Below are 26,864 nucleotides of genomic sequence, written 5' to 3'. Positions count from 1 at the left end.
TCGTTCCGAACGGGCACCAGACTTGTCCGTATTGAACGAAGCCACCTGTACGAAGGCTCGTCCGCAGTCACGAGGATCGATCATTCCCCGGAACCAGTGTGTCGAGGAACGATCGGAAAGTTCTTGTCGTGGCCTGCACGGTTCTTGTCAGTTCTCGCACGACACCAAATTCGTGAAGGTGGCGGTAGTCTCCGGGAGGCATGCCGTATGCAGTTCGAAAGGCGCGGCTGAAGTGGGGCGCCATCCGTGAAACCCCACCGAGCTGCAACGGCCAGGATCGTGTGGGAACGCAGAGCAGGATCGGCGAGATCGTGTCTGCAGCGTTCAAGCCGACTCTTCTGCGGATCCCGTCGGCCACTGAAAGGCCCTGTCCTTGGAAGAGCTTGTAGAGGTGGCGAGTGGAAATACGCGTACTCATTTCACTTTGACCGGCCTCAACCACGCTCATGGACGGGGGAGTTCACGACACCGGCGCTTGGCGTCGTCGGCGCGGGTCGGACGGGGACGCCACGGACGATCCCGATCCACGACCTCGAGGGCTTTGCGGAGCGCACCCGGATCGTCGTGACGATGTGCCCGCCGTGGTGATCGCAGGATGACGAGCGCCCGACATGATCGAGGTCGCCATCGCAGACTTCGGGGGAAGGCATGTCCATGCGCTCGTCGGGCACATCGATGCCCGGGGGACCATCGGTGCGCGGACCCGTTCGGGACGGCGTCCCGGTGCCCGGGGTCGAGACGCGACCTTCGGCCACGTACGGGCCGGCCCGTACCCGCCGGGGATCGCCCCGGACGCAAATGGTGCGAGCCCGCCGCCGATGATCCGCCGGAGTCGGGGGCACCGGACGCGCCCGGCCGAGGCACGAACCGCCCTGCCTGGCCGGGCGCGACGCGGACGTACGGCATCGAGGGACCGTGAGCGTCCGGTCATGTTCACTCGGGCGAATCGCCTCAGCAGTTGCCGTCGGTGTAAGCCAGGTACACCGACTTCGCCGTCATGTTGCCGTTCTTGTGCCCGGAGTCGATACAGAAACTGCCACCGGAACCGTTCGACCCCACGGCGACCGCTGCATCGGTGTCGCGGTTGTTGTACACGGATCGCGCCGTGAAGCGGAGATTCTGCCAGTAGCCGGGGTTTTGGTACTGGAGTTTTTCCCCGTAGCCGCCCGTCTGGCTATAGAGGCAGATCCAGCCGCTCGGGCAACTGTATGCCGCGGCCGTGGTCTGCGCCGAAGCCGCAGGGACCGCGAGCAGGCCGACGCTCATCGCGGTGGCGGCCGCGACGGTGGTGATCTTCCTGATTCCGTTCATTGGTTACTCCTCTACGTGTCGTGGTGTGGGTCTCGGCTGTCGGGGTGGACGTGCGCCCCCGGTGCATGGGTCCCGATGACAAGACGAAAGGCTGGCCAATCCCCGGAGACCCAGGCAAGGACGGACCGTCGTCCCGGACAGTCCGGGAGCCGTTCGGCCTGGTCAGCGCCTTGTTCGGAACGTGTCCCGTTCTTGTTCGGGACGCCGGACGCGGGACGAGAAGGGGAAGTCCCCTTCTCGCGGGGAGGCGGCCGTGTCGGCCGGTGCGTGGGTTCCGAGAGCCGATCCGGCCGCGGTGCAAGCTCTTCGTCGTCGCTCAGCCGTGGGATCGGTCGTTCCTCGCGGGCATGTTCACGGGGTTGGGCGAGGACAGAGAAAGGGCGTTCGTTCCGCACTTCGACGCTGTCGGGATCCGCAGTCGGTTCCCGGAGGACCTGTCCGAGGAGTCGCGCGCCGTTGCGCGTTCCGGGAATGGCGGCATACCCGGCGACCTTTTCGATCGGTACGAGGGCGGCGAACCGCGCACCATCTCGACGACGTAGGGTGCCCGGCCCCGAAGTCCGGGCGGGGCGGGTGCCCGAACGGGAAGTGCGGTACCCCGACCGGGAGTCCGCCGTTGCGGGCCTCGGGCAGTATCGAAGCCCGAGGGTCGACCGGGTGCTCCAACGGTGCTATAGCTGCCCGCGGTGCCGCGGGTGGCACCCGACGAGTCGCGCGTAGCCGTTCCGGGGCTCTGGGCCGGCGGTGCAGGGCCGGTGTCCCGCGATCACGGCAGGCGTGTGTCGGAGGACTCCGTGGAGGGTTTCGGGGTTCCATCGTCGGGTCAGGCCGTCGGAGTGCATGACCAGCGCGCTGCCGGGAGGCAGTGGGTGCGCGGTGGTGCGGGGGGCGCGCGTGTGGTGTCCGACGATGCCGGGCTGCGAGGGCAGGTCGGTCTTGGACGTGGGGGTCACGATCGCGGCGGCGGTGTCGCCGACGCCGCAGAAGAGCACGTGCGCGCGGTCGAGTTCGACGCGTGCCACGGCCACCGCAGCGCCGCGTGTGCCGGCCAGGGCCTGGTGGATCGTCCGCACGATCTCGTCGGGTCGGGTGCCGCCGGTGTGGAAGGCGCGGATCGCGGCCCGGGCGGCGGTCTGCGCCGGGGGCCGTGGCCGAGTCCCTCACACAGCATCACCAGCACCGCGGGCCCCGCCCCGAAGGCAGCGAGGGCCGGCACGGGCACGGTCCGGTCCGGGGCGGGGACACAGGCGCCTGCCACCGCGTTCCGCGCGGCCGGCCCGGGCGCCGATGCCTCGGTGCCGTCCGGGCGGGCCGCCCAGCCGTCCCCGCACGCGGGCGGGGCGTCGCCCCGCGCCGGTGTTCCGCTGATGGGCCGGGTCACTCCTGCCACCACGCATCGCGGCGGTGCGCCGCCGGCGCCCGCGCGGCGCGACGTCGCGTCCCGGGGCCAGAAGCGGGCGAGCATTACGGTTCCGTGCCCGGGGGCGGAGTGCAGGTCGAAGGTGTCCGCGAGTCGGGCGACCATGCCCAGGCCGATGCCCAGGGTGCCGGCCGTCGAGCATCGCGGCGCCGACGTCCGCCATCCCCGGTCCGCTGTCCAGGGCCAGGACCTCGATCCCGGCGTGCTGCCCGGTGCGCACGATCCGCAGCACGATCGCCCCGTCGACGGCGTGCTTGACCAGGTTGGAGGCGGCCTCGGACATGGCCAGGGCGACCTCGCCGGCCCGGTGCTCGCCCATCCCGATCCGGGCCGCCAGCCGGGAGGCGGCCTCCCGCGCGCCGACGAGGTTGTCGCGGAACCACGCCACGTCCTCGCTCTCCAACGGCACGACGCTCACGGCGTGCGCCCGGCGGCGCGGGCGGGGACGGCGGGCCGCCCCGTGCCGATACGGCTGTGGTCCACGACGACTCCCGGGCTGAAAGGGCCTACCGGCGGGGATCCGCCGGTTCTGCCGGCGGCAGTCTGCCCCCGAACGCCCACGATGATCGCGTTCGGGCGAACCCGATCGACCGGGGGGCACCTCTCGGAAGAAGGTCACGGCCGGCGAGGGGCCGCGGAGGGGGCAGATTTTGTGCGCTTCGAATCATCAAAAATCTATGCTGGCTGGAGTAGACATCGGATGGTGGTGTGGTTATGGTTTCTGTCGTAGCCAAGAGAGACGGAAGGGCCTGGCAGAGACGAACTGCCGGCCGCAGTACGGCAGTACAGGTAGTCGCAGTGCGCAGGACGGTGTGCTTGTGGAGTCCCGGAGTCAGGGTTGTCGCAGGACGGCGACGGGACTGACGGCCGCACCGGGTGGCCCGCGATAGCCGGGGCCGCCGTGAGCAGTACCGCAGTTCGGTATTCGCAGTACCCGCAGTCGCAGTACCCGCAGTTGGAGTAGGTGAGCGGTACCTCGGTGAAGGCGTCGGCTGCGGACGCGCGCACCGGGAGGTTCGGCAGTGGGGTTCCACGCCAAGCGGATGCAGGATGGGCGATCGGGGCTGGCTGCCGAAGGTGGCGCAGTGAAAAGCCACCGAGCAGTACGTATCACCCGCAGTACGCAGTAACCGATAGAGCAGTACAGGCAGTACGCAGCACCCGCAGTACGTATCACCCGAAGTCGCAGTACCCGCAGTACGCAGTAGCAGTTGATGTCACAGAGGAAACGACGAAGGAGTGGAAGCGCCATCGGATCGCCCGGGTGGGAGTGTCGGCCCGGGTACCGCAGGACATCGATAGTGAGGTGGTCTCCGGTCACGCATCCGCGATCCCCGCACCCCCGACGGAAGTTCGGTCGGGCCTGCGGAAACAGAGGGCCGGCGCAGTGCCAGGGCCGGCAGATGGTGTAGCAGTTCCTTCGGGGCCCTGGTGCCAACGGCACCAGGGCCCCTCCACGTGCAACTCCACGACCGGACACGGACGGACAGAGAGGTGCGATGACGGCAGACGACCCGCACAGCCGTCTCGACGACGACCACCACCCCGCCTACACCACCGGCCTCGCCGCCGAACTCCTCGGCACCACCCCCGGCTTCCTGCGCGCGATCGAGCAGACCGGCCTCATCACCCTGCGGCGCTCCGCCGGCGGACACCGCCGCTACTCCCGCCACCAGCTGCGCATCGCGGCCCGCGCCCGGGAACTCGCCGACCGAGGGGCCTCCATCGAGGCCGCCTGCCGCATCGTCACCCTCGAGAACCGACTCGAACAAGCCCGGCGCCTCAACGCCGCACACCGCCCCACCCTCGAAGCGGCGAACCCCACGGCCGCCGCCTGAAGACGACCGGGACCCGTACCCCCATCGGCCGCACGGACGCCGCCCGCACACCCCGCCCGAAACGCCCGGCGTTCCGGGCGACTTCACCCCCGGCGGCAACGGAACCGAGAATCCGGGCGCGAGCACACCCCTCGACGACCAAAGTGATCCTCTTCCCGCCGTCGGACTCAACGACCTCACGCCCGGCCTGCCGCGCCCGGACCCGGAGTCGACGGGGCCGTTCGATCGACGGATCGAGACCATCACCATCGGATCCGGCGGGGCGAGGCGGCATGGACTCGTCCGCGGGCCACCGGTGATCCCCCCACCGATGGCCCGCGCGACGAACCGGAACGGCTCCGACCGCACACGCGGTCGGAGCCGTTCCCCTCCCCGCCCGCGGGGCACAGCCCGCACACCACACCACACCGCGAGGCGAAAGTGTGGACCCCACGAAAAGGACACCCGCCCACGGTGCCGGCGCCCGAGGCCTGGGCGGGCGTGTTTCACCCGAACGAGGCGAACACGCCTCGGAAATCCGGCCCCGGCCGGCACGCCCCGCCTCGCACACCCGTGGGCTTGGGCCGAGGCCCGTCCGGCGTCCCCGGTGTCGACCGCTCCGGCCGGGTGGGTCCTCGTGCGCGGACGCCCGCGATCGGGCGGTGCGGTGGGGGCCGGCGGGCGGTGGTCGGTTGGCGCCGGTGTCGGGCCCGGCCGGTTTGCGTCGGGGGCGTGGCCGGGAGGTCGCTGGCCGCGGGGGCGGCGAACGGTCAGTGTGGGAGACGTGGTCGGCGCGTGTGGGCGGGTTCGGGCCGAGGCCGGTCCGGTGTCCGCCGGTGGGGTGCGTCGGCTGTGTCGCGCCGTCGCGGGTGTCCCGGGTCGACGGCCCGGACCGGGACGGCGCCGAACAGGGGGGTACCCATGAACACCTTGATCCCATCCGTCCCGCGCGATTCGCACGCCCCGCCGCCCCGGCGGTGGGGCCGATTGCGGATCCTGGCCGCCGCATTCCTACTGGCCGCCGCCGGCGTCGTGGCCACGGTGACGCCCGCGCACGCCGACGCGTACGTGACGATCACCGACTCGGCCGACCCCGTCCCGGTCGGCACCCCCTACACCTACACCGTCGCCTACACGGGCCTGCGCAACGTCACCGACGCCTCGATCACCCTGACCGGTGCGACCGCGACCGTCACCGCCGTCACCTCCTCGAACCCCGACCTGGACTGCGTGGCCACGACCGGCACCACGGTGGCGTGCGACGGCCAGACCGGCGGAATCAACAACGGCACCGTCACCGTGACCGTGCTGCCCACCGCGGCCGGCACCGTCACCGCGAACGCGTTCTTCAACGACTGCTGCGTCATCGGCACCGACTCCGAGAACACCACCGTCACCGCCGCGAACGCGGACCTGGGCGTGTCGGTGGCCGCGCTGCCCCACCTGGGCATCCTCGTCCCGTACCTCTCCTACACCGTCACCGCCCACAACAACGGCCCCGGCGACGTCACCGCTGCCACCCTGACCGCGACCCTGCCCGCCGGGAAGACCGCCACCAACCTCTCCACCGGCTGCACCTCCATCCCCGGCACCGTCACCTGCACCTACGGCGCCATCACGAACGGGGCGAGCGCGACCTCCACGTTCCGCCTGCCGATCGGGATCCTGTCCCTCGGCCACGTCACCGTCGCCGCCACCCGCACCGCCTCCACCCCCACCGACAACAACGCGGCCAACGACAGCGCCACCGCCACCTGCACCGTCGTCTCGATCGTCCTCGCCACCTGCCCCTGACCGGACCCACACCCGGTGGCGCGGCGGACCACCGCGCCACCGGACACACCTCCCGAGGCCGCCCGCGCGTGACCCCGGACGTGCCGTGCGCGGGATCCGTACCGGCCCGTGTGGTTCGAGGGACCGGCCGCCCCGTCGCGCCGGGAAACGACAGGACGGGCCCGGGTGTCCGGGCCGTAGGGGGCGGATGCGCACCCCGACGGGCGCGCGGCCCGGATATGGGGTTCATCGTGAGTAACCCCTTCCACCCACCGGCCGGCCCCACCGCCCACACTCACGTTCAGGGCATGCCGAGCACGTCCAGCGCTGCGATCGCTCGGCCGACGGCTTCGCCCGCCTGCTCCTGGTCGTGGAGTCGTCAGTGCTCTGCGGACGGCCTCTCTCGGGAGGGCGTCGAGGGCCCGGCCCGCCCTCGTCGGTGGCGTGGGGGTGGCCTGCTTCGACCGGGCAGGGGGCTCGGGCCGGGGTCGGTCAGGGGTCGGATGTCGGGATCGGCGGGGCTCGCAGGTCGGGGGCCGTGGTGAGGGCGCTCAGGGCGCGGTCGCGTCTGCGCAGTGGGGTCGAGTGCTGCTGACGCGGGAAGCGACGCAGCGCTTGGCGCATGCGCGTGCGGGCGTGCTCGACCTCGGAGGAGTCCAGGTGGGGGTACAGGTCGAGGAAGAGGTTCCAGTGGGAGCAGGCGGTTTCCAGGTGCCCCATGTCGGCGAGGGTCTCGGCGATGGTTGCCTCGGTGAGTGCGGTGGCTCGTCGGCTGGGCGGGGTGCGATGGCGTGCGGCCTGGAGCGACGTGAGGGCGTTGGCGGGGTCGCCGAGGGCTCGGAACGTTTGTCCGCTGCGGAAGTGCAGTGCTGCGGGGGTGTAGGTGGTGAACGCGCCGGGCGGGGCGGCCTGGGAGCGGTCGAGGTGGCGTTCGGCTGCGGCCAGGTCCGTTCGGGCGGGTCCTGCTCGTCCGGTGATGGCCGCGGTGTGTGCGCGTTGGGTGAGCAGGAACGCCATGACGGGGTGGTCGCAGGCGGCGCCGGCTCGGGTCACTGCCGCGTCGGCCAGTTCGAAGGCGTGGTCGTGGTGTCCCAGGCGCATGGCCTGGACGCTCATGGCGCGCAGGGTGATCGCGTGCATGCGGTCGTTGCGGGCTTCGTCGGCGAGGTCGAGGGAGGCCTCGAAGTACTTGCGGGCGAGTCCGGGGTGGCCGGAGTCGGCCGTCATGTCGGCGAGCAGGTGGGCCAGTTGTGCGACGTCGACGAGCAGTTGCCTTCGTAGGTCGTGCGAGGCGCAGGCGTCGGGCAGGTGGCCGGCGTCCTCGGCGAGGTAGAGGCCCAGCCAGGTTCGGGCCCGTCGGCCGCCGTGGCGGGCGGCGAGGTCGGCGAACGTCTGTGTCATCTCGCGTGTGGTGCAGGAATCGACGGCTGTGGTCCTGCGCCCGGAATCGAGCCGGACGAACGGCTTCGGGCGGGCCGCCGGTCCGGGGTGCTCCCGGGGCGGCCGGTGGGGATCCGTGGGGCTGAAGACGGTTCGGGCGGTCTCGGCGCGGCGGGCGGGGTCGACGTCGGCGCGACACAGGTCGGTCAGGCGCCCGGCCGCGCCCGGCCCGCGCGCCCGGTCCGCAATCGGCGGTGCGTGTGCGGGTGTGGGCACGAGGCCGGTCTCCTGTGGTGTGATCAGTCGGCCGCAGCGTCGGCTGAGGACGGAGGCGACCAGGGCGGGGACCGGGTGGCGTGGTCTGGATCCACCGAGCCAGTGCGCGACGGTCGAGCGGTTGTATGTCAGGGTCACGCCGTGCGCGGCGCCCGCCGTGTTGACCTGGTGGGCGAGGGTTGCTGCGCTCCAGTCGGCCTCGGTCAGCAGCGCGGCGAGACGTACGTTGGGCTCGCGGTTCGACATGCCCACCCCCGGGGACGCCGGTATCCGGTTTGACCGAAGTGTTCCACTGGCGTGTTGCGGGCGCAATGGTCGTCACCACCGCTTGGGCGATGCGGGACGGAAGGTTCGGCGACGTCTTTGCCGGCGCGGCGCGCGTGGGGCCGGTTGCCGACTTCGCGTCGCCGTTCCCGCCGGGCCGGTGCCCGGTTTTGGTGCCTGTCGCGCGTCGGACACCTGCGACAGCCCGGGGCCGGTCGAGTCGGCCCACCGCCTGCCGAAGAGGTATTCGCGGTTGCGGCGGAGCACCAGAACGTCACCGAAGGGCGTGGCGAAGTACACCCACCACATGCCGTAGGTCAGTCCGACGCCGGCGATCACGACGGCGATTGCGTTCCCGCTCCGGTGTGTTCCGTCGGCTCCGCCGAAAAACTCACCGGAGGAGGCGACGGTGCCGACGACGCCCTCGCCCAGAACGATGATCGTGAGCAACCCGTACCGTTCGGCCACATGGCGGGGATGCCACGGGGTCCCTCCCGCGCTGCCCTGGGTGAGCACCCTTTCCGAGCCAACCGGCAGCGCGAGCTCCAGCGTTCCGAGCACGACGAACGCGGCGAAGACGGCGAAGACGGCGGCCGGCACTCTCGGGTCACACGCCACCACCGCGGCACCATCGCGAGCCGCATCACGACGTAGCCCAGCACCATGACGCGCGGTTCGAGGTGTCCGCCCTCGTCGACCGAGTGAAACATCGCGGGCAGGCCGAGGGAGACCCGACCGTGTTCCTGTGGGTCGCGACCGTCATGGGAGTCAGTCGTCGCGGCCGTGCGCGCTTGCCGGCGTTGCCGGTGTCCTGGGGAGCGTTCACGGCGCCATCGTTTCCGAGTTCGTCATACAGGGTTGTCGACGACCACGTGGGTGGGTGATCGGGAGCCGGTGTCGGGCGGCGGTCGACGGGACCTGCGGCGAGGACGGAGCGGAGCCGTCGCAAGCCTCGACACCGTTCGTGGCCCGCATGGCCGGGTGCTTGCCCGAGGCGTCCGGTGCGGCGCGGCCATCATGGATCAAACCAATCGTATGGTTTCCCTATGGAGGATCCTCTGTCACTTGCCTGCCTCGCCGGGTGGGACTGGCGAACCGCCCCACCCCGACCGCCGGACGACGTGCCCGGGTCGGAGGCCGAGACCCCCAGTGCGCCTCGCACCCGCGCCGAGCGCCGGCCCGCGGCGTTGCCGGTCGAGGCCGCGCGGCATCGCCCGGGAGGGTAGCGGCCGTCGGACTCGACCCCGCCGCGATGGAACACCCCGGTCGAACCCCGGGGGACGCGGAGGCCGTCCGCTCCCGCTGCGGCCACCTCGGCCTCCGACCGCCTTCGTGTGTGACCGGCGTCGACCGGGCCCGGGCTCCCCACATTCGGGCGAGGCCGCCGCCTTCCGCGCACCGACCACCGCTATCGGCCCCGCCGATCCCAACGCTCGCCTCCCAGCCGCACGCTCTCGGAAACCGAGCCTCGCAAAGTCGCGCACGCGTCCGAGACGCGGTCGCCGCCGCGGACAACGGCCATGGCGGGAGACCCCCAACGCCTCGCCGACATGGTCCATCGCCGGTCGTGGAGGCGGGGGTTCCGACGAATCTCATGGTCGCCGGTGACGTTCCGGCGGGCGCCCTCGGGAGCTGCGATCGCCCCAGCTGCCCTCGGTTGCGTACCCAGCTACCGTGCCCCGCGTAACGCCCTGCGGCGGCAGCCGTGCCCGAAGGCCCCGCCGGCGTACGCGTATCGATGTCGAACACGGCGTCGCCCGGCCGCTCGAACGCACCCGGCGCGCCGGGTATGCCGGCGTGTTCCCGCGCGAGGTGTGGAGGACTTTCGCCGGCCGGCCGGGGATCCGCACGTCGACGTCGGGCCGCGGCCTTCTCGCGGGACGCAAAGCGTTGCCGCAACGCGCCAACGGGTCCGCGCCCGTTCGCCTTCACGGCACCTCCGGGGCCGGTGCGCGGGTGTGCGGGTTGCCCCGTGGCCGCCGGGGGGTCGGGTGGTCGGCAATCCGGCGGCGTTCTCGGCATCGCCGGGCAACCGCGGAAATCGGCACGGGTGCAACGCCGGCCTCGAAGGCACCCGCGCACCGCGCGCACGACCCGAAGGTGTGGCGCCGAGATGTGCGAGTGCCGATCGCGACGCGCCGGCCGCCCCCGCACCGGGTGTTGCGCCGTGTCCGCCCGGCGATCGGTTCGGGAGATCGCGAACTCACGTAATTCACAAGCGCGCAAGCGTTCAACGCGTTCACTCATCGCGCGGCCGGGCCGGGTTCCTTTCCGGGTGTACCGGACAGGCGCCCTGGTGCGCAGACCGGTCCCGGTCGGTCGTTGCAACCACCGCCCGGAGGAGCGGACGTGATGACCATGCAGGCCGACACCCCTGCGGAGAAGGTCATCACCTTCTGCGCACGGCGCCCGTCGAGGAGACACCGCAGCGGCGCCCACCGGCCGCGAGCGCGCCCTCCACTCGTCCGCGCCCGGCCAGCCACAAGCCCCAGGGAGGCGCAATGAGCAACATCCCCAGGTTGGTCGTCCTTCGCGACTGCCCCGCGGACCTGGAAGGGGTCCGCAAGGCCGCAGCCTGCGTTGCCGTCGACACCGAGCGGGTCATCGTCGCCCACGGCGGAAACAACGAACACTTCACCGCCACCGGGCGGTCCGAGTCCGTCGACGGCGTATCGGTACCGATCTACGCATGGTCGTACACCACAGCCATCGCCGAATGACTATTCCTCAAGGAGCACTGGTGAAGCAGCCCGATGAACAGCACCTGGCAGTGATCGGAGCCGGTTGTCGGCTGCCCGGGGGCGTCGACTCCCCGACTTCCTTCTGGCAACTCCTCGCCGACAAGCGGGACACCGTCCGGGAGGTCCCCGACGACCGGTGGACCCAGGAGGAGATCTCCGGGCTCCCGCCCGAGGTTGCCGCCCGCCTGAAGTGGGGCGCGTTCCTGGACGAGGACGTCTACGCCTACGACCCGGCGTTCTTCGGCATCAACGCCCACGAGGCCGACTGGGTCGACCCCCACCACCGGCTCCTCGCCGAGACGTTCTGGGTGGCGGCCGAGCACGCGGGAATCCCGCCCCGATCCCTGGCGGGCAAGCCGGTGGGAACGTACTTCGGCATCTACAACAAGGAATACCTCCTGCGCGCCCAACGCCCGCTCGAGGAGATCGACGCCTACGCGATGAACAGCAGCCTGCACTCCATGGCCGCCGGCCGCATAGCGTTCCTCCTCGACCTGCAGGGTCCCCAGATGACCGTGGAAGCCGGCTGCTCCTCCGGGCTCGTGGCCGTGCACTCCGCCTGCCAGGGACTCAAAAACGGGGACGCCGACATCGCGTTCGCCGGTGCCGGCGTACTCATCCTCGGCCCCGAGGAGTCCGTGCCCCCCGCCCGCTGGTCGTTCTTCTCACCCACCGGACACTGCAATTCCTTCGACGAGGCCGCCGACGGCTACGTACGCGGGGAAGGCTGTGTCGTCCTGGTCCTCAAGCGGTTGTCCGACGCCGTTCGCGACGGCGACCGCATCCTGGGCGTGATCCGCAGTTCCGCGGTCAACCAGAACGGCGGCCGTTCCACCCGCCTGACCGCCCCCTCCAGCGACGCGCAGATCGACGTGTGCCGCCAGGCCCTGCGCGCCGCGGACGTCAGCCCCGCCGACATCGGCCTGGTGGAGGCGCACGGAACCGGCACCGAGGTGGGCGACCCGCTGGAATTCCGCGCCCTCGCCCGGACCTACGGCGCCGGCACCGGGAACTGCGCTCTGGGATCGGTCAAGACGAACATCGGGCACACCGAACCGGTGGCCGGTCTCGCCGGACTCCTCAAGGCGCTCCTCGCCGTCAACCGGGGGCAGATCCCGCCGAACCTCCGTTTCCACCAATGGAATTCCGAGATCGACCCTGCGGGCACCCGGTTCTTCGTCCCCACCGAAGTCACACCCTGGCCCAGGACACACACCTCCCGCCTCGCGGCGGTCTCCTCCCTCAGCGTCACCGGGGCCAACGTCCACCTGATCGTCGAGCAGCCCCCGCCGGCCCCGAGCCGCCCCCGCCACGCCACGCCCGGATCCGACCCCGCGCGGCGCGAGAGCACCGACCCCGAGCCGATGGCGTTCGTGCTCTCGGCGGCCACCCGTCCCGCGGTCGACATCGCGGCCCGCCGCCTCGCCGAATGGCTCACCGGCGACGGCGCCGACGTGCCCCTGGCGGACGTGGCCCACACCCTCGCCCTGCGACGCTCCCATCTGCGTGAGCGCACGGCCGTCGTCGCCCGCACCCGAGGGGAACTCGTCGATCGGCTCACCGCTGCCGCCGACGGGTCCGTCGACACCGCGACGGCGACGGGCACCGCCGCCTCCGACACCGACACCGACACGGTGTTCCTGTTCTCCGGACACGGCTCCCAGTGGGCCGGCATGTGCCGCGAACTGCTGGACCACGACCGGACGTTCACCCGGGTCATCGACCGGCTCGAGCCGCTGGTCGCGGCCGAGTCCGGGTTCTCCCTGCGCGAGATCCTGGCCGGCACCGAACTCGTCGAGGGCATGGACCGGGTGCAGCCCACCCTCTTCGCCATCCAGGTCGCGCTGTGCGCGATGTGGGCGGACCACGGCGTACGGCCGGCCGCGGTGATCGGGCACTCCATGGGAGAGGTGGCCGCGGCGGTGGTCGCCGGCGCGCTGTCCCCGGAAGAGGGAACCCGCGTCATCTGCCACCGATCCCGGCTGAACCTGCGCGCCGCCGGCATCGGCCGCATGGCCTCCGTCGAACTGCCCCGCGCCGACGTCGAAGCCGAGATCGCCCGAAACCACGTCGAGGGAGTGAGCGTCGCCGTCGTCGCCTCCCCGCAGACGACCGTGATCGGGGGAGACGCAGCCGCCGTCGAATCACTGGTCCACGCCTGGGAGAAGGACGGCGTCGCGGCGACGTTCGTCAACGTCGACATCGCCGCGCACACCGCCCACATGGACCCGATCCTGGACGAGTTGCGGGCCGGCCTCACCGCGCTCGCACCGCAGTCGCCGACGGCCCGTTTCTACACCACCGTCCACGACGACGCGCGCGGCGAGGTACCGCTCGACGCGGACTACTGGACCGCCAACCAGCGCCGTCCCGTTCTCCTGGCGTCCGCGGTCCGGGCCGCCGTCGAGGACGGTTACCGGCGCTTCCTGGAGATCAGTCCGCACCCTGTCCTGACCCACGCGGTGCACGCCACCGTCGATTCCCTGGGCCAGGATCCCGCCGAGGTATTCGCCTCCCTCCACCGCGACACCCACGACCCCACCGACTTCCTCGTCCAGGTCGCCTCCATGCACTGCGCGGGCCACACGGTCGACTGGCACACCCGCTACGGAACGGGCGAACTCGCCGACGTGCCCGGGATGAGCTGGGAACGCACCCGGCACGTCATCGACCCCTCGCCCCTGCGCGACGCGACGACACCGGCCGCCACCGGAGGCCACCCCCTGACCGGCCCCCACCTGACCGACCCGGACGACACCCGGCGCCACCTGTGGCAGAAGACCCTCACCCGCACCACCCTGCCGTGGCTGGACGAACACCGCGTCAACGACGTCCCGGTCCTGCCCGGCGCCGCCTACACCGAGATGGCCATCGCCTGCGCCGGCGACGTGTTCGCCGCCGACCCGCACACCGTCGAAGTCCGCGACCTGGACCTTCATCGCATGCTGCCCCTGGGCGAGGAACGCGAGGTGACCGCGGTCGCGACCACCCTCGGGCCCGCGACGGCCGCGTGGGAAGTGACCGCCCCCGACCCCGACGGCACCCCCAAGCCGTACGCGAACGCGGAACTGCACCACATCACCGACGCCCCGCCGCCGGAGGCGGTCGACATCCCCGCGCTCCTGGCCGCGCCCGCCACCGACATCGAACCGGCCGAGCTGTACCGACGCATGAGGGAAGACCGCGGCATCACCCACGGACCGGCGTTCTGCGGCATCGAACGCCTGCGCCTGCTCCACGACCGGCCCACCCCCACCGCCCTGGCGGACGTGACGCTGCCCCCGACCGGCCACGCCGGCACGCGCTCCCTCCACCTCCACCCGATCCTCCTGGACATCTGTCTCCAGGCCGTGGGCAGCACCTGGCTGGCCTCCCGTGTCGTTCCACCCGGCGGGCTGGTCCCGCGCCGCCTGGGACGGGTCAGGGTCCTGGGCGACACCACCGCCGCGGCCCACTGCCACGTCGAACTCACCGACAGCGGCGACCACTCCTGCACGGCCCGGTGCGTCCTGACCGACACCACCGGAACCGTCCTCGCCGAAGCCGACTCCATCCGATGCGTCACCGTGCCCCTGCAAAGCGCCGAAGACGTCTTCGACCACCGCACCCTCGACGTGACCTGGCAGGAAGCCCCCCTTCCAGCCGACACGTCCGCCACATCCGACACGTCCGCCACGGGAGGCTGGCACCTGTGCCACGAGGCCGACCGCGCAGTCGAGGCACGCGAGGTGAAGTCCGCCCTCCAGGCGCACGGAGCCCAGGCGGTCCTGCACCCCATGACCGCCGACACCATCGCCGATCTGCACGACCCCGCACACGCCGTCGTGTACCTGCCCTCCCTCGACGACATCCCCGGCCCCGCGGTCCGTGCCCGCACCAACGTGCGGCACCTGATCCGCCTGGCCCAGGCCCTCATCGGCCGCGACGACGACCAGCCGAAGCCGCGACTGTGGGTCCTCACCCGCAACACGCAACACGTCCTGCCCGACGACACCCCCAACCTCGCCGGAGCCGGCCTGCGCGGCGCGCTGCGCGTCATGGCCCTGGAACACTCCGCCCTGCACCCCACCCACCTCGACGTCGACCAGGCGACCACCCCCCAGGAACTCGCGCGAGAACTCCTCGCCTGCCCCGAAACCGACGACGACATCGCCTACCGCGACCACACCCGCCACCTCGCCCACCTCACGCACAACCCCCTCGGGACCGATGACCGCATCCGGCGCCGCGTCGACTGGGCCCGCGACGGCGCGAGTCTGCTGCGCGGACGGACCAAGACCCTCGACGGCCTGCACCTGGAAGCACTCGCCCCCCAGCCGCCCGGCCCCGGAGAAATCCAGGTCCAACTGCATTCCACCAGCCTGAACTTCGTCAACGTCCTCAAGGCCGTCGGCACCTTCGACCAACTGCACGCCGACGCCGACATAGCCCAACCGGCGGTCTTCGACGGAGCCGGCACCGTCACCGCCGTCGGCCCCGACGTCCGAAACCCCGCCGTCGGAGACCTGGTCGCCGTGCCCGTGTGCTGGTCCAACGACGACGGCACACTGATGTGTTCGCGCGCCACCGTGCGCGCCGACTGGGCGATTCCCCTGGCCCGACAGCAGGACCTCGACCACGCCGCCGGCCTCCCGATCGCCTACCTCACGTCCTGGTACGGGTTACGTCACCTCGGGCACCTCGGCGAAGGCGACCGGGTGTTGATCCACTCCGCGACCGGCGGCGTCGGACTCGCCGCGCTCAACGTCGCCCGCCACCTGGGGGCGGAAGTCCTGGCCACCGCCGGAACGGAAACCAAACGCGAATACCTGCGCGGTCTCGGCGTCCACCACGTGATGGACTCCCGCAGCCTCGACTTCGCGGAGCAGGTCCGCCACGCCACCGCCGGACAAGGCGTCGACGTCGTCCTCAACTCCCTCACCGGCCCCGCCCAGGCCGCGGGCCTGGACCTCCTCGCCCGCGAAGGCAGGTTCATCGAGATCGGCAAGCGCGACATCTACGAGAACACCCGCCTGGGACTGCTCCCGTTCCGCCGCAACATCACCTTCAGCAGCGTCGACATCGCGCTGCTCATGCAAACGGCCCCCGACCTCATCGGCACCCTCACCCAAGAGATCGCCCACGAGTACACCACCGGAGCCCTCCCGCCCCTGCCGATGGAACTCGCCCCCGTATCCCAGGCCTCGGCCGTCTTCCAGACCATGGCCTCCGCCCGCCACATCGGCAACCTCGGCCTCACCTGGCCCACCGACGGAAGCACCGACCTGCCCGTCACCCCCCGGGACGTCCGACCCGTCCAGCCCCGAAGCTGCTACCTGATCACCGGCGGCCTGGGCGGCCTGGGCCTGGACGTGGCGAACTGGCTGGCAGGACAAGGAGCACAAGCCATCGTCCTGGGCGGCCGCTCCGAACCCAACGAACGCGCCACACAGGTCATCGAGAAACTCACCACCCAGGGCGTCCACGTCATCGTCGTCCTCGGCGACATCGCCGACCCGCAGACCGCCACCCGCTTCGTCACCGCCGCCGAGTCCACCGGCCTCCCGCTGCGCGGCATCGTCCACGGCGCCGCCGTTGTCGAGGACGCCATCCTCGACAACGTCGACACCCCCCAACTCGAACGGGTCTGGAACTCCAAGGCCCTGGGAGCCTGGCACCTCCACGAGGCGACCAGGACCACACCCCCGGACTGGTGGATCTCCTTCACCTCCGTCGCCGCCGTCATCGGCCAACCCGGACAGACCTGCTACGCCGCGGCGAACTCGTGGCTGGACGAGTTCACCTCGTGGCGGCGCGCCCACGACCTGCCCGCCACCAGCATCGTCTGGGGACCCTGGGGCGAACACGGACGCGCCGTCCACCTCGAATCCCTCGGCTACACCCTGATCACCCCCGCCGAGGGAATCGACGCGATGGAGAAGATCCTCACCCGCTCCTCCCGCGCCCGCGTCATCCACGCACCCCCCGACCTCGAACTGCGCCTGGGCCTGCACCCGGACGCGGCCCACCTCGCCTACTACGCGGCGATGCCCGCCACCGACGACGCCACCGAGGACACCGGCACGTTCCTCACCGAATGGGCCGCCTGCGCCGACCCCGCCGGACGCGCACGACTACTCCACGAGCGGATCGCCGACCACACCGCGGCCGTCCTGCGCTGCCCTCCGGACACCGTCGACGCCAACACCCCGTTCGTCGAGCTGGGACTGGACTCGCTCCTGGCGATCCAGCTCCGCAACCACATCGCCCACGAGTTCCACGTCGAACTGCCCACCTCGATCCTGTGGACGCACCCCACGCCCGCCGCCCTCGCGGAACTCCTCACCGACCGCCTGCCCCCGATCGAAAGCGGGAACTGAACGATGGACTCCGCCCACGTCGTGATCGTCGGCGCCGGCCCGTGCGGCCTGGCCACCGCGGCCCAACTCCTGCGCCGCGGGATCCGGGTGAGGCTGTTCGAAGCATCGTCCGTGCCCTCCCAGGGTTCCAAGGCCATCATGCTCTGGCCTCCCGCCCAAGCGGTCCTGGACGACTTGGAGGTACTGGACGCGGCGCGCGCCCTCGCCCACCGACCCGACCGCCTCGACTACTTCGGCGACCACGGACGCCTCGCGCGCATCCCACTGACCCCCGAGCAGTCCCCTCTCGTCCTGCCCCAAGCCCGCACGGACGCCCTCCTCGAACAAGCCGTGGGCAAAGCGGGAGGCACCGTGGAACGGGGACGACGGCTGATCGCCCTGACCCAGGCGCACGACACGATCGAAGTCGTCGTACGCGACGACGCGGGCCGAGAGGAACACCTGCGCACGCAGTGGCTCGTCGGCGCCGACGGAGTACACAGCACGGTGCGCGAACTGCTCGGCATCACCTTCCCCGGCAACGCCCTACCCATCCGGTTCGCGTTGGCCGAAGGCCGACTCACCGGCGAGTCCGTGCCCACCGCGCCGTCCTACTACTTCACCTCGCGAGGGGGCCTGGTCATCGTTCCGCTTCCGGGCGGCTGCGTCAGGGTCTCCGGAAGCACCCACGAGGGCCAGGAGGCCACCGAACACCTCATCCAGGAAATGCTGGACACCCGCGGCCCCGAAGGCCTGCGGATGGACCGCTTCCAGGGGTTCACCACCTTCAGCTCTGCCGAGCGCGTCGTCGAGCGCATGCGGATCGGGCGCGTCCTGCTCGTGGGGGACGCGGCCCACACCCACTCGGCGGTCGGCGGGCAAGGCCTGAACCTGGGACTGCAGGACGTCCGCAACCTGGCCTGGAAGCTCGCCGGCGTCATCAGCGGCAGGCTCGACGACGCGATCCTGGACACCTACGGCCCCGAGCGCATCGCCGCGGCGCGACAGGTCATCAAGACCACCGGCGTCCTGACCCGCGTCGCTCTCGCTCCGCCGCCCTGGAGCGGCCTGCGCAACGTCGTGCTCAACATCGCGCACAGGAGCCGCCGAGCCCTCGGCTGGTATGCCGCCAGGGTGGCGGGGCAGCGCATCCGCTTTCCCGCGACCCCTGTGGGCTGCCCGTCGGCATCCCGAGGCGCGGGACTGCCGGCACCCCACTGGGCGACACGGCCCGCCGGCAGTATGTCCGACCGGCTCCTGCTGGCCACCTCCGGTCCCACCGACAGCCCCCTGCACCGGGCCGCCGACGCCGTGGCCCGGCGCCACGCCCCCCTCGTCGGCCGCCACCACGTTCCCCGTCGACGCCGCGAGTTCCTCCTGGTCCGCCCCGACGGATACGTCGCGGCACGCGGAACCGCGAAGGACCTCCGCCGCGCCGAACGGCTTCTCGCCGCCATCAACCCCGCCGTAAAGAATTGAGAGGACCGGCATGTCGCATCAGCATGCATTCGACGAACACGCGGACACCTACCGCAAGTGGGCCGCCTCGATCGCCGACGGCGACGTGGAGATGTACGTCTCCTGCTTCGCCCCGGACGCCGTGGTGGAAGACGTCGCCATGGGCATGGTCACCCGTGGAGCACACGACATCCGTGAAGCGGCCATCCGCTGGTTCCAGGCGGTAGGCGACCAGAAGATCACCCTCCTCGCGCAGTTGGAAGGCGACGGACACTCCGCCGTCATGTGGGAGCTGTCCGCGGTGGTCCACGGCGTCTTCGCCGAACTCAGCCCGAACTCGCGGCCGGGCAGCCGCTTCACCAAGCAGGGCATGAGCGCCTTCCGCTTCGACGACCAGGCCCGCTTCGTCTGGGAAAGGTCCCACTGGGACCGGGCCGGCGTTCTCCGCCAGATCGAGGCGCCCCGTGACCAGTGAGACTCCCGCATCCCGCACCGCGGAATCCGTCGGCTTCATCGGCCTCGGCGTCCTGGGCACCGCCATCGCGCGGCGACTGGCCGCCTTCGGGCGCCTGGACACCGTATGGAACAGGACACCGGGACGGTCGAGCGGCCTGACCGCCGAGGGAGCACGCGAAGCAGCCAATCCCGCGGCCCTCATGGGCGAGACCACCGTGACGATCCTCTGCGTCAGCGACGCAAACGCCGTTCGAGAATTGGCCTTCGGCCCCGGCGGACTCGCGGAAGGCGCCGGTCCGGACAAGATCGTGGTCGACCACTCCAGCATCTCCCCGGACAGCACCCGGGACATCGCCGCCCGCCTGGCCGGCGAGACCGGCGCGCACTGGATCGACGCGCCGGTCTCGGGAGGCCCCCAGGGGGCCGCAGCCGGAACCCTCACCGTCCTGGCCGGCGGCAGCCGGGACGACTTCGAGCGCGTGGAACCCCTCCTCGCCCCGTACGCGGGCCGACGCACCCTCGTCGGTCCCACCGGGGCCGGACAGGCGGCGAAACTGTGCAACCAAGTCATCGTGGCAGCCACCTCCTGGGGCCTGGCAGAGGCCACCCTCCTGGCCACGGCCGCGGGTATCGACCCGGCCCGCCTGCCCGAGTACCTCGAAGGCGGCTTCGCCGATTCCCCGCTCCTGCGCGTCCTGCAACCGCTCCTGACGCCGGGCAACACGGCCTCCTTCGGTTCACGCGACCACCTGCTCAAGGACCTCGACACCGCCTTGCAACTGGCACGCGGCGCCAACTGCCCCATGCCCGTCACCGCGCATGCGGCCGAACTCCTGCGCACCGCGCGCCGGTGGTCCCCCCCTCTGCACAACGGCGGAATCTTCGACTTCCTCAACGGGCCGCCACCCGACGGAGGCCGTCCCGACGACTGAGCGCGGCGACGCCCCTCACGGCAAAGGACCGACTCCGCCCGCCGGCGAGGACCGTCACCGAATCGCACAACCACAGACCCGACACCCGAACCGAACAGACCGACGGAGCCCCTGTGATGGACGATCCCCGCACACCCGGCGCAGACAAGCCCGCGACCGTGGACCTTCGCCCTCATACCGACGCGCTCATCCACGCCCCCCACACCGTCTACGCCCCGCTCCTGGAGCAGGGACCCGTCCACTGGGCCATCCAGCCCGACGGCACCCGGACCTGGCTCGTCCTCGGCTACCCCGAGGCCAAGGCGGCACTGGCGCACCCCGCCCTGTCGAGCAACCCCGTCCACGCCACACCGCAATGGCGTGCCCACTACCTCGGAGACCCCGACACCACCGAATTTCCCCACGGCCGCAACATGCTCAACTCCGACCCGCCCGAGCACACCCGGCTCCGCAAACCCACCACCCAGGCATTCACCCCTCGCCGCATCGAAACCCTGCGCCCGACGGTCGAAGAACACACCGCCCGCCTCCTCCGCGCCCTTCCCCCGCGGGACCCGTTCGACCTGATCGACGACTTCGCGGCCCCCCTCACGCTCGTCATGATCTGCGACGTTCTCGGGGTCCCCGAACTCGACCACGGACGCATCCGCGAATGGGCAGACCGCGTCAGCTTCCCCGCCGTCCCCGAGGACGCCATCCGCGCCCGGCAGGATCTGATCCCCTACTTCGACCGACTGATCGGCAACAAGCGCGCATGCCCTGGCGGCGGACTCTTCGACGCCCTCCTGCGTACGGCGGACGGCGACCTGCTCTCCCACGACGAACTCCGCGCGACCGCGTTCCTGTTACTCCTCGCCGGACACGAGACCACCATCAGCCTCCTCTCCAACGCCGTCCTCAATCTCCTCACGCACCCCGACCAACTCGCCCTCCTGCGAGGGAATCCGGACCTCGTCGACCAGGCCATCGACGAAACCCTGCGGTTGACGCCGCCGGCACCCAGCCCCTTTCCCCGATTCGCCCGCGAAGACCTCACCCTCGGCCACACGAGCATCCCCGGGGACGGCAGCCAGGTGCAGATCGTCATCGCCGGCGCCCACCGTGACCCCCGTCAATTCCCCAACCCCGACGCCTTCGACATCGGCCGCCCCACCGACTACCTCCTTGCGTTCGGACACGGCATCCACAGCTGCCCCGGTCGGTCCCTGGCCCATCTGGAGGCAACGATCGCCATCCCCGCCCTCCTGGAACACTTCCCGAACCTGGAGTTGGCCGCCGCTCCCGACGCCCTCGACTGGCGCACCGGCCCTCTGCTCCGGGCCCTGACACACCTGCCGTGCACGGCAGGCGCGAGCGGTGTACGCCCCACCGCGGCAGCCGCTCGCAACCGCTGACAGATCCGCACGACTCGCCGGCCGCGACGACGAAGGAAAGCCCCGGGCCCCGGGCCCCGGAACTCCGGGCCCGCCGTGCCCGGTGCCGTGCCCGTCCCCGCGCTTCGCCGCCGGATCCGACCCGGGCGAAGGTGCGATCCGTCACCACATCCCCGGGAAAGGAAAGGAACTCCGACATGGAGCAGCGATTTACTTCCAAGGCTCACCGGATTTGTCTGTGGATGGGCCCGGTGATGATCGCCGCCTATCTCGTCGGTTTCGTCCCGCTGGCGGACTTCTTTCCACCGCCCGATCCCACGTGGACATCGGAGCGTCTGAGTGCGTGGATCGTCGAACATCGACTCGGAGTGCAACTCGCGTGCGTGCTCATGATTTTCGGCGCCACATTGATCGCACCGTGGGGGGCCGCGCTGGCGATATGGACCCGGAAGACCGAGAGCCGGTTCCCCGTGCTCCACGCCACCCAACTCATCTCGCTCGGTTGTGGCGTGTGCGTCCTCATGCTCGTCAACGTCTTCTGGGCGGCCGCCGCCTACCGCGCGGACGAGACATCCCCCCAGGTCACCCAAGCACTGTGGGACATGGGATGGTTCCTGTTCCTGTTCGCCGTCCCGCCGTTCATCGTCTCCTTCGTCTCCCTGGCGCTGGGCATTCTCTGGAACCCCCCGGAACACCAGCTCTATCCGCGCTGGGCCGCCTACATGACCCTCGCGCTGTGCCTGAACTGGAGTACCGACGTGACCGTCATCTTCTTCAAGAGCGGCCAGTGGACGTATACGGGGTTCGCCGGACTGTGGCTCATCTTCGGCACCTTCTCCGGGTGGGTGTTCGTGATGACGTATCTCGGCTTCAGGGCCGTTTCCCGCCAGGAGCGGACGTGCCGACAGGAAGACGCCGAAAGCGCCTACCACGCCCCAGGGGCCACGGTTTCCTGAGCGCGACCGACGCCCACATCGGCACCAGCGCCGGAGTCACACCGCGCGGGCCGCAAGCGAGGAAGGCAAGGAGTCAATGCGCTACGCACCGAAGAGCAAGTGCGCCACTGCGGAGGACATCGAGGAACTCCGCGTTCCGCGTCGGCAATCCGACACCGACCACCCAACCCCGCGGATCCCCGGCGAGTCGGGCATCTGGGTGTTCGTCTTCACGGACCTCCTGATGTTCGGCGTCTACTTCGGGCTGGTGGTCTACGAACGGGGGAACCACCGGCGGGCATTCTCGGACGGCCGCGCGCAGATGCTCACAGGGCTCGGCCTCGCCAACACCTTCCTTCTGCTCACGGCGTCCCTCTTCATAGCCCTGACAATCCCCGCCGTGCGGGAGTCGGCAGGAAGAAGGGCACGCGGCCTCCTGCTGAGCGCGGGAAGCTGCGGAGCGATCTTCATAGTGAACAAAGGAATCGAGTGGGGCACCGAAGCCGCCGACGGCCATACCCCACAAACCAGCATCTTCTTCCAGATGTACTACATCCTCACAGGAATCCATCTCCTCCACGTGGTCATCGCGATGGTCGTGATCGTCCTCCTGTGGCGTCGGGCCGGACTCATTCATGGCAAACCGGGTGTTCGGCAGCTTCGTTTCTTCGAGAACGGGGCCACGTTCTGGCATCTGACCGACGCGCTCTGGATTGTCCTGTTCACCCTCTTCTACCTGGTCCGGTGAGAAATGAGTACGGTCGACACCAACACCGCACACACGCGGAGCCACCGGGCAGTGGTCGTGGCCTGGGTAATCCTGGTAGCGCTCACCACACTGTCATGGAAGCTGGCCGGTGCGGGCCATGCGGGCTTGAGCGCCGAAGCAGGCGCCGTCGCCCTACTCGTCCTCGCCTTCAGCAAGGTCCTGATCGTGGGCTACGTCTTCATGGACCTCCGCTGGGCGCCGCGCACCCTGCACATCGCCTTCTCCGGCTGGTGCGCAGCGATCTGCACAGTGCTCGTCGTTCTCCACGGACTGTGAGACGGACAGCGGGTCCGACACGTAAAGAAGCTGCCGGCGAGCAGGTCGGGCTGATGTGATGGATCCGCAACGGATGGACACTCCGAGGGCGTTGGCTTGCTCGACGATCCGGTGCATGGCTCGTTCGGGGTCGCCCTTGGTGAAGGGGTCGGTGCCGAGTTCTCGATCGGCGGCGGCCGTCCGGTGTCGCCGGGATGCCACCCGTCCGCGTGGTGGTCCGCTCACGCTCGTGGTGCCGGGTGGGGACGGCGGGGATGAGATCGGCGAAGGGCTCGGCGGTGGCGAGCAGGTCGGCCAGGGCAAGGAGGTTGGGGCTGCCGGGGTGGGCGGCGAGGGCGTTGGCGATGGCCTCGCGTAGTCCCTCCTGGCGGGTGGTGGGTATGAGTGGCATCCTCCGGGTCGGGCGGCCGTCCGAGCCTCGTACCGGCTTCCGAGCCTGTCAACGGCCAGTCTTGTCCGGGCCTTCGGCGATTTCCGTGAAGGCGATCATGGTGTGGTAATGGTCCTGGGTGCTCGGGGGTCAAGCTGCTGAACCAAACCAAGGCGTACGCCCGACAACGTCGGGCGGTTCGACCGGCCCTCTGCCGGCCGCTCGACGCATCCTACGCATCAACTCCCGTACCGGAAGCGCGACTTCCATCTTTCAGCCACCCCGTCAGACCGGCTTGGCAGCGCCCGGACGCATGATCAGGCCCGGGTGCATCGACATTCTGCAAGTTGACGCGATGTCGCCGACTCCCGAGGCGGACCGTGACGTCGACGTCGTGTCCGGCGTGGTGAGGGGACTTGCCGGTCCGCCCGGGAAGCGATCGCGCAGGTGGCCCGAGCGTTCGGGCGGGGCCCGACGCGCGTCGGTCGAACGCGCGACGTGCGCGCGATCTGCGGATCCCGCCACCGCGAGCGAGAGGGCCGACTACTCGTCGGGGACGGCTTCCTCGTAGCGGGGGGCCACACAGGTCCGGCTCGTGCGCTCCCGTGGTGTCCCGGCATCGTCGCGCGGGCGTGGCCCGGCTGCCGAACGCGGCGGCCGGGCCACGACGTCACGGGCCGATCAGGGGTGCGGCCGTGTGGCCGTGCGCATCGGGCGGATACCGGTGTTCACACACAGGGGCGGTCGCGAAGGCTGTCGGTGTGGATCCGGTACACGTGTTCGCCGATGACGTGGGAGTGCTCGCGTACTGCGTCGCGAGCGGCCGGGTGCCATCGGGTGGTGTCGGTCCACACGAGTCGTTGCGGCCGCGGACGACGGGCGCCCCCGGGCCGTGCGAATGGTGAGCCCGTAATGGTGCCCGATCTCGATGATCTGCGGGTTGCGGACCGGTATTCGCGCGATATGGTCGCTCGTTACGGTCCGCTCGTTGTCGGTGAGCGCACAGGTCGGGGCACCGCCGATCCGCCGCAGGGTCGCGTCCAGACAACTCGCAATGGTCGGCAACGTCTTGTCGAGGACCGGGATGACGACACGGAATCTCGACCAGGCGAGCCACGCGCACCAGAGCCACGTCCTGCGGCCCGCGATTCTCGGTCCGTCGCCCCAGTCCCATTGGATCCACAGGCCCGGCTCGGGAATCCATAGTCTGAAAACCCTCCGGTGACCCGCCTGATACGACGCTTTCGCCGCGGCGACCGCCCGCCCGCGTTGGGCACTCGCGCAGCAGCCCGGGAACCGTCACCCGCCCCGGGGTCACATCGTGTGCACCTCGATCGAGAAGCCTCGGGCGAGGACGCCGTTGAGGTGCTCCGCATGGGCGCCGAGCCACTGTTCGGCGGGACCCCTGGGAGAACTGATCCCGAGGAGCACGTAGTCCTCGGAGTCGGAGGTGTTCCGGCCGCAGACACAGCACAGCAGGCGCTCGGACATGGTCTGGACGGGGCTCGCGTTGTCGGGCACGAGCGGCAGATTAACGAGCGTGGGCCGTTCGGCGTTGGGATTTATCGTCCCTCGCCGGAAGGACACAAGCCGAGTCGAACCCCAGGATCGCAGTCGGTGACAACCACTCCGCCCGGTTGCGACCTCGGGTCGGGGTGAGGCGGTCCGGCCCGGTGCGCCGCGTCGCCGTCGATCGCTGCTCCGCCGTGTCGGGGAGGTCCGCGCGAAATACGCGTGCCTCCGGCGCGGCGATGGACGCCAAGATGCTGTACGGGGACGCCCGTCCCTCCGTGACCCGGCCCACCGTCGCCTTGCCGCGCGATGTCGGCTCGACCCGGCAGGCTCGGCCACTCGCCGCCCGGCTCACCCGTGCCCGGGCCGAGGAACCGCCGGGAGGATGAGCGCATGAGTGTCGGTCACCAGTCGTACGCGTGGATAAACGAACCCGGACTACCCGTCTATTACCGCATCACCTTGGTTCGGAGTCTGGAGCCGGACGAGGTCCTGCGTCGCTTCGGCGCCGATCCCCGCACCGTGAGGTCGATGACGCTCGAGGAGCGTTCGTTGCACCCGCAATCGTGGCTGTTGGTCTGCGTGCACGACCTCGGCGGCTGGACCCTGGCGCTCGAGGACGACTGTCACGAGGGCCCGGGGGCGGACGCGGTGGCCGCGCTGTCGGTGGGGACCGAACTGGTTACCGTGTACACCAATGTTCTCGCCCACCACCGCTTCACCCACATCGTCGACGGGGACGTTCGCACCGACTTCGACGCGCTGGACGCCGGCACGCGCTTCGGGAGCCGACCCGACGGCCTGGCGGCCGCCATGCACCGGATCGGCCTCGACTCCCGCCCCGAGTTCGAGGATCCGGACGCCGAGCCCGAGTACGTCGCCCACGCGGCCGCGATGCTTCTCGCCCTCGCCGAGGAGGTGACCGGCGTTTCTGTGACCGCCGAGATGCTGAGCGGCCCGGCACCCACCGCCGCGGTCCTCGAACCGGCGACGAACGGATGAAGCAACCCGGCGGCCGTGCCGGGTGGTGGGGTATCGGGTGGTTTCCCGGGCTGCTTGGGTTTCCTGTCGGGTTTTCCTACGACCTTGCCGTTGCCGGAGCGGCGGACGTCCAGGTCGGATCCCGCCGCCGGCCGCAGGCATTGCGGGTCGTTGATGCTGCTCCGGCCCGGGTGCTCGGTGGGATTGCGTGGGGTGGCGTGGTTCGCGCGTCGGTTCGCACTATCTCGGCGATCTGTGGTCGCCGCGCGAGCGCGGCCTCGTGGCGCCGGTCGGCGCGGGCGACCATGGACGCCGCGCCGAACGTCCACGCCCGCAGGTCCTCTGCCCCACAGCGTTCGCCCAACAGCCCAACAGCGCCGTGAGCCGGGCCCCGACCGACCGCAGACCCGCCGCCGCGACGTCGTCCCCACCGCCGACGGCGTGTTCGAGCACGGGTGCCAACATGCCACGCACACGGTGGA

At 70.7% G+C, this 26,864-nt stretch carries 16 protein-coding genes and 4 pseudogenes; 12 read left to right on the top strand and 8 right to left on the bottom strand.

Annotated elements, in window-relative coordinates; genetic code table 11:
* Positions 1 to 67 precede the first annotated feature (67 nt).
* From ACMXN5_RS00515 to ACMXN5_RS00500, 4 genes and pseudogenes are all read right to left on the bottom strand, one after another.
* A pseudogene (locus ACMXN5_RS00515) lies at positions 68 to 406 on the bottom strand (helix-turn-helix domain-containing protein); the annotation flags it as partial.
* A gap of 545 nt (positions 407 to 951) precedes the next feature.
* On the bottom strand, positions 952 to 1,311 hold the full coding sequence (locus tag ACMXN5_RS00510; RefSeq protein ID WP_395797637.1) for a peptidase inhibitor family I36 protein: 360 nt from the start codon (positions 1,309 to 1,311) through the stop codon (positions 952 to 954).
* Between the two features lie 671 nt (positions 1,312 to 1,982).
* Positions 1,983 to 2,429: pseudogene (locus ACMXN5_RS00505) on the bottom strand (SpoIIE family protein phosphatase); the annotation flags it as partial.
* A 42-nt stretch (positions 2,430 to 2,471) separates the two neighbouring features.
* Positions 2,472 to 3,149, bottom strand: coding sequence for an ATP-binding protein (locus ACMXN5_RS00500; RefSeq protein WP_439673438.1), 678 nt, complete (start codon positions 3,147 to 3,149; stop codon positions 2,472 to 2,474).
* Positions 3,150 to 4,230: 1,081 nt separating this feature from the next.
* Here ACMXN5_RS00500 and ACMXN5_RS00495 point away from each other — a divergent pair.
* A complete protein-coding gene (locus ACMXN5_RS00495) occupies positions 4,231 to 4,569 on the top strand; it encodes a MerR family transcriptional regulator (protein WP_439673436.1) in 339 nt (112 codons plus the stop codon).
* Positions 4,570 to 5,469: 900 nt separating this feature from the next.
* Positions 5,470 to 6,342 carry a hypothetical protein gene (locus tag ACMXN5_RS00490; protein WP_439673435.1) on the top strand — a complete coding sequence of 291 codons (873 nt, stop codon included), beginning with the start codon at positions 5,470 to 5,472 and terminating at the stop codon, positions 6,340 to 6,342.
* Positions 6,343 to 6,813: 471 nt separating this feature from the next.
* Here ACMXN5_RS00490 and ACMXN5_RS00485 read toward each other — a convergent pair whose 3' ends face one another.
* Both ACMXN5_RS00485 and ACMXN5_RS00480 read right to left on the bottom strand, forming a co-directional pair.
* A complete protein-coding gene (locus tag ACMXN5_RS00485; RefSeq protein WP_439673434.1) occupies positions 6,814 to 8,223 on the bottom strand; it encodes a tetratricopeptide repeat protein in 1,410 nt (469 codons plus the stop codon).
* A 252-nt stretch (positions 8,224 to 8,475) separates the two neighbouring features.
* A pseudogene (locus ACMXN5_RS00480) lies at positions 8,476 to 8,969 on the bottom strand (low temperature requirement protein A); the annotation flags it as partial.
* 1,773 nt (positions 8,970 to 10,742) lie between these two features.
* Between ACMXN5_RS00480 and ACMXN5_RS00475 the strand changes: the two are divergent.
* From ACMXN5_RS00475 to ACMXN5_RS00435, 9 genes are all read left to right on the top strand, one after another.
* Complete coding sequence (locus tag ACMXN5_RS00475) at positions 10,743 to 10,961, top strand: DUF5988 family protein (protein WP_439673433.1); 219 nt, start codon at positions 10,743 to 10,745, stop codon at positions 10,959 to 10,961.
* A gap of 20 nt (positions 10,962 to 10,981) precedes the next feature.
* Positions 10,982 to 17,341, top strand: a complete 6,360-nt coding sequence (locus ACMXN5_RS00470) for an SDR family NAD(P)-dependent oxidoreductase (RefSeq protein WP_439673432.1) — start codon at positions 10,982 to 10,984, stop codon at positions 17,339 to 17,341.
* 3 nt (positions 17,342 to 17,344) lie between these two features.
* Positions 17,345 to 18,799: an FAD-dependent oxidoreductase gene (locus ACMXN5_RS00465; protein ID WP_439673430.1), complete on the top strand. Its 1,455-nt coding sequence runs from the start codon at positions 17,345 to 17,347 to the stop codon at positions 18,797 to 18,799.
* Positions 18,800 to 18,809: 10 nt separating this feature from the next.
* A complete protein-coding gene (locus ACMXN5_RS00460; protein WP_439673429.1) occupies positions 18,810 to 19,253 on the top strand; it encodes an ester cyclase in 444 nt (147 codons plus the stop codon).
* Positions 19,243 to 20,166 carry an NAD(P)-dependent oxidoreductase gene (locus ACMXN5_RS00455; RefSeq protein WP_439673428.1) on the top strand — a complete coding sequence of 308 codons (924 nt, stop codon included), beginning with the start codon at positions 19,243 to 19,245 and terminating at the stop codon, positions 20,164 to 20,166. Before ACMXN5_RS00460 ends, ACMXN5_RS00455 begins: the two co-directional genes overlap by 11 nt.
* A 116-nt stretch (positions 20,167 to 20,282) precedes the next feature.
* Positions 20,283 to 21,560: a cytochrome P450 family protein gene (locus tag ACMXN5_RS00450; RefSeq protein WP_439673426.1), complete on the top strand. Its 1,278-nt coding sequence runs from the start codon at positions 20,283 to 20,285 to the stop codon at positions 21,558 to 21,560.
* Between the two features lie 230 nt (positions 21,561 to 21,790).
* A complete protein-coding gene (locus ACMXN5_RS00445; protein WP_439673425.1) occupies positions 21,791 to 22,495 on the top strand; it encodes a hypothetical protein in 705 nt (234 codons plus the stop codon).
* Positions 22,496 to 22,571: 76 nt separating this feature from the next.
* Positions 22,572 to 23,222 (top strand): cytochrome c oxidase subunit 3, encoded by a 651-nt coding sequence (locus ACMXN5_RS00440; RefSeq protein WP_439673424.1) that lies wholly within the window; start codon positions 22,572 to 22,574, stop codon positions 23,220 to 23,222.
* Positions 23,223 to 23,225: 3 nt separating this feature from the next.
* On the top strand, positions 23,226 to 23,519 hold the full coding sequence (locus tag ACMXN5_RS00435) for a cytochrome C oxidase subunit IV family protein (RefSeq protein ID WP_439673423.1): 294 nt from the start codon (positions 23,226 to 23,228) through the stop codon (positions 23,517 to 23,519).
* Positions 23,520 to 24,780: 1,261 nt separating this feature from the next.
* Here ACMXN5_RS00435 and ACMXN5_RS00430 read toward each other — a convergent pair.
* Positions 24,781 to 25,152: pseudogene (locus ACMXN5_RS00430) on the bottom strand (IS21 family transposase); the annotation flags it as partial.
* A gap of 51 nt (positions 25,153 to 25,203) precedes the next feature.
* Positions 25,204 to 25,410: a hypothetical protein gene (locus ACMXN5_RS00425; protein WP_439673421.1), complete on the bottom strand. Its 207-nt coding sequence runs from the start codon at positions 25,408 to 25,410 to the stop codon at positions 25,204 to 25,206.
* Positions 25,411 to 25,794: 384 nt separating this feature from the next.
* On the opposite strand from ACMXN5_RS00425, the gene ACMXN5_RS00420 reads away from it, so the two are divergent.
* The gene (locus ACMXN5_RS00420; protein WP_439673420.1) at positions 25,795 to 26,403 is read left to right on the top strand and encodes a DUF6461 domain-containing protein; all 609 of its coding nucleotides are present in this window, start codon (positions 25,795 to 25,797) and stop codon (positions 26,401 to 26,403) included.
* The last annotated feature ends 461 nt before the right edge of the window (positions 26,404 to 26,864 follow it).

It is taken from the genome of Embleya australiensis (assembly GCF_051903075.1).
Classification (GTDB): domain Bacteria; phylum Actinomycetota; class Actinomycetes; order Streptomycetales; family Streptomycetaceae; genus Embleya.
Note: the sequence above shows the minus strand (reverse complement) of the source record. Positions and strands in the feature narration are given on the sequence as shown.

Coding starts and splice junctions, on each gene's coding strand:
- ACMXN5_RS00440 (WP_439673424.1), top strand. CDS start 22,572: ATGCGCTACGCACCGAAGAGCAAGTGCGCCACTGCGGAGGACATCGAG.
- ACMXN5_RS00485 (WP_439673434.1), bottom strand. CDS start 8,223: ATGTCGAACCGCGAGCCCAACGTACGTCTCGCCGCGCTGCTGACCGAG.
- ACMXN5_RS00460 (WP_439673429.1), top strand. CDS start 18,810: ATGTCGCATCAGCATGCATTCGACGAACACGCGGACACCTACCGCAAG.
- ACMXN5_RS00420 (WP_439673420.1), top strand. CDS start 25,795: ATGAGTGTCGGTCACCAGTCGTACGCGTGGATAAACGAACCCGGACTA.
- ACMXN5_RS00510 (WP_395797637.1), bottom strand. CDS start 1,311: ATGAACGGAATCAGGAAGATCACCACCGTCGCGGCCGCCACCGCGATG.
- ACMXN5_RS00490 (WP_439673435.1), top strand. CDS start 5,470: ATGAACACCTTGATCCCATCCGTCCCGCGCGATTCGCACGCCCCGCCG.
- ACMXN5_RS00475 (WP_439673433.1), top strand. CDS start 10,743: ATGAGCAACATCCCCAGGTTGGTCGTCCTTCGCGACTGCCCCGCGGAC.
- ACMXN5_RS00465 (WP_439673430.1), top strand. CDS start 17,345: ATGGACTCCGCCCACGTCGTGATCGTCGGCGCCGGCCCGTGCGGCCTG.
- ACMXN5_RS00495 (WP_439673436.1), top strand. CDS start 4,231: ATGACGGCAGACGACCCGCACAGCCGTCTCGACGACGACCACCACCCC.
- ACMXN5_RS00435 (WP_439673423.1), top strand. CDS start 23,226: ATGAGTACGGTCGACACCAACACCGCACACACGCGGAGCCACCGGGCA.
- ACMXN5_RS00450 (WP_439673426.1), top strand. CDS start 20,283: ATGGACGATCCCCGCACACCCGGCGCAGACAAGCCCGCGACCGTGGAC.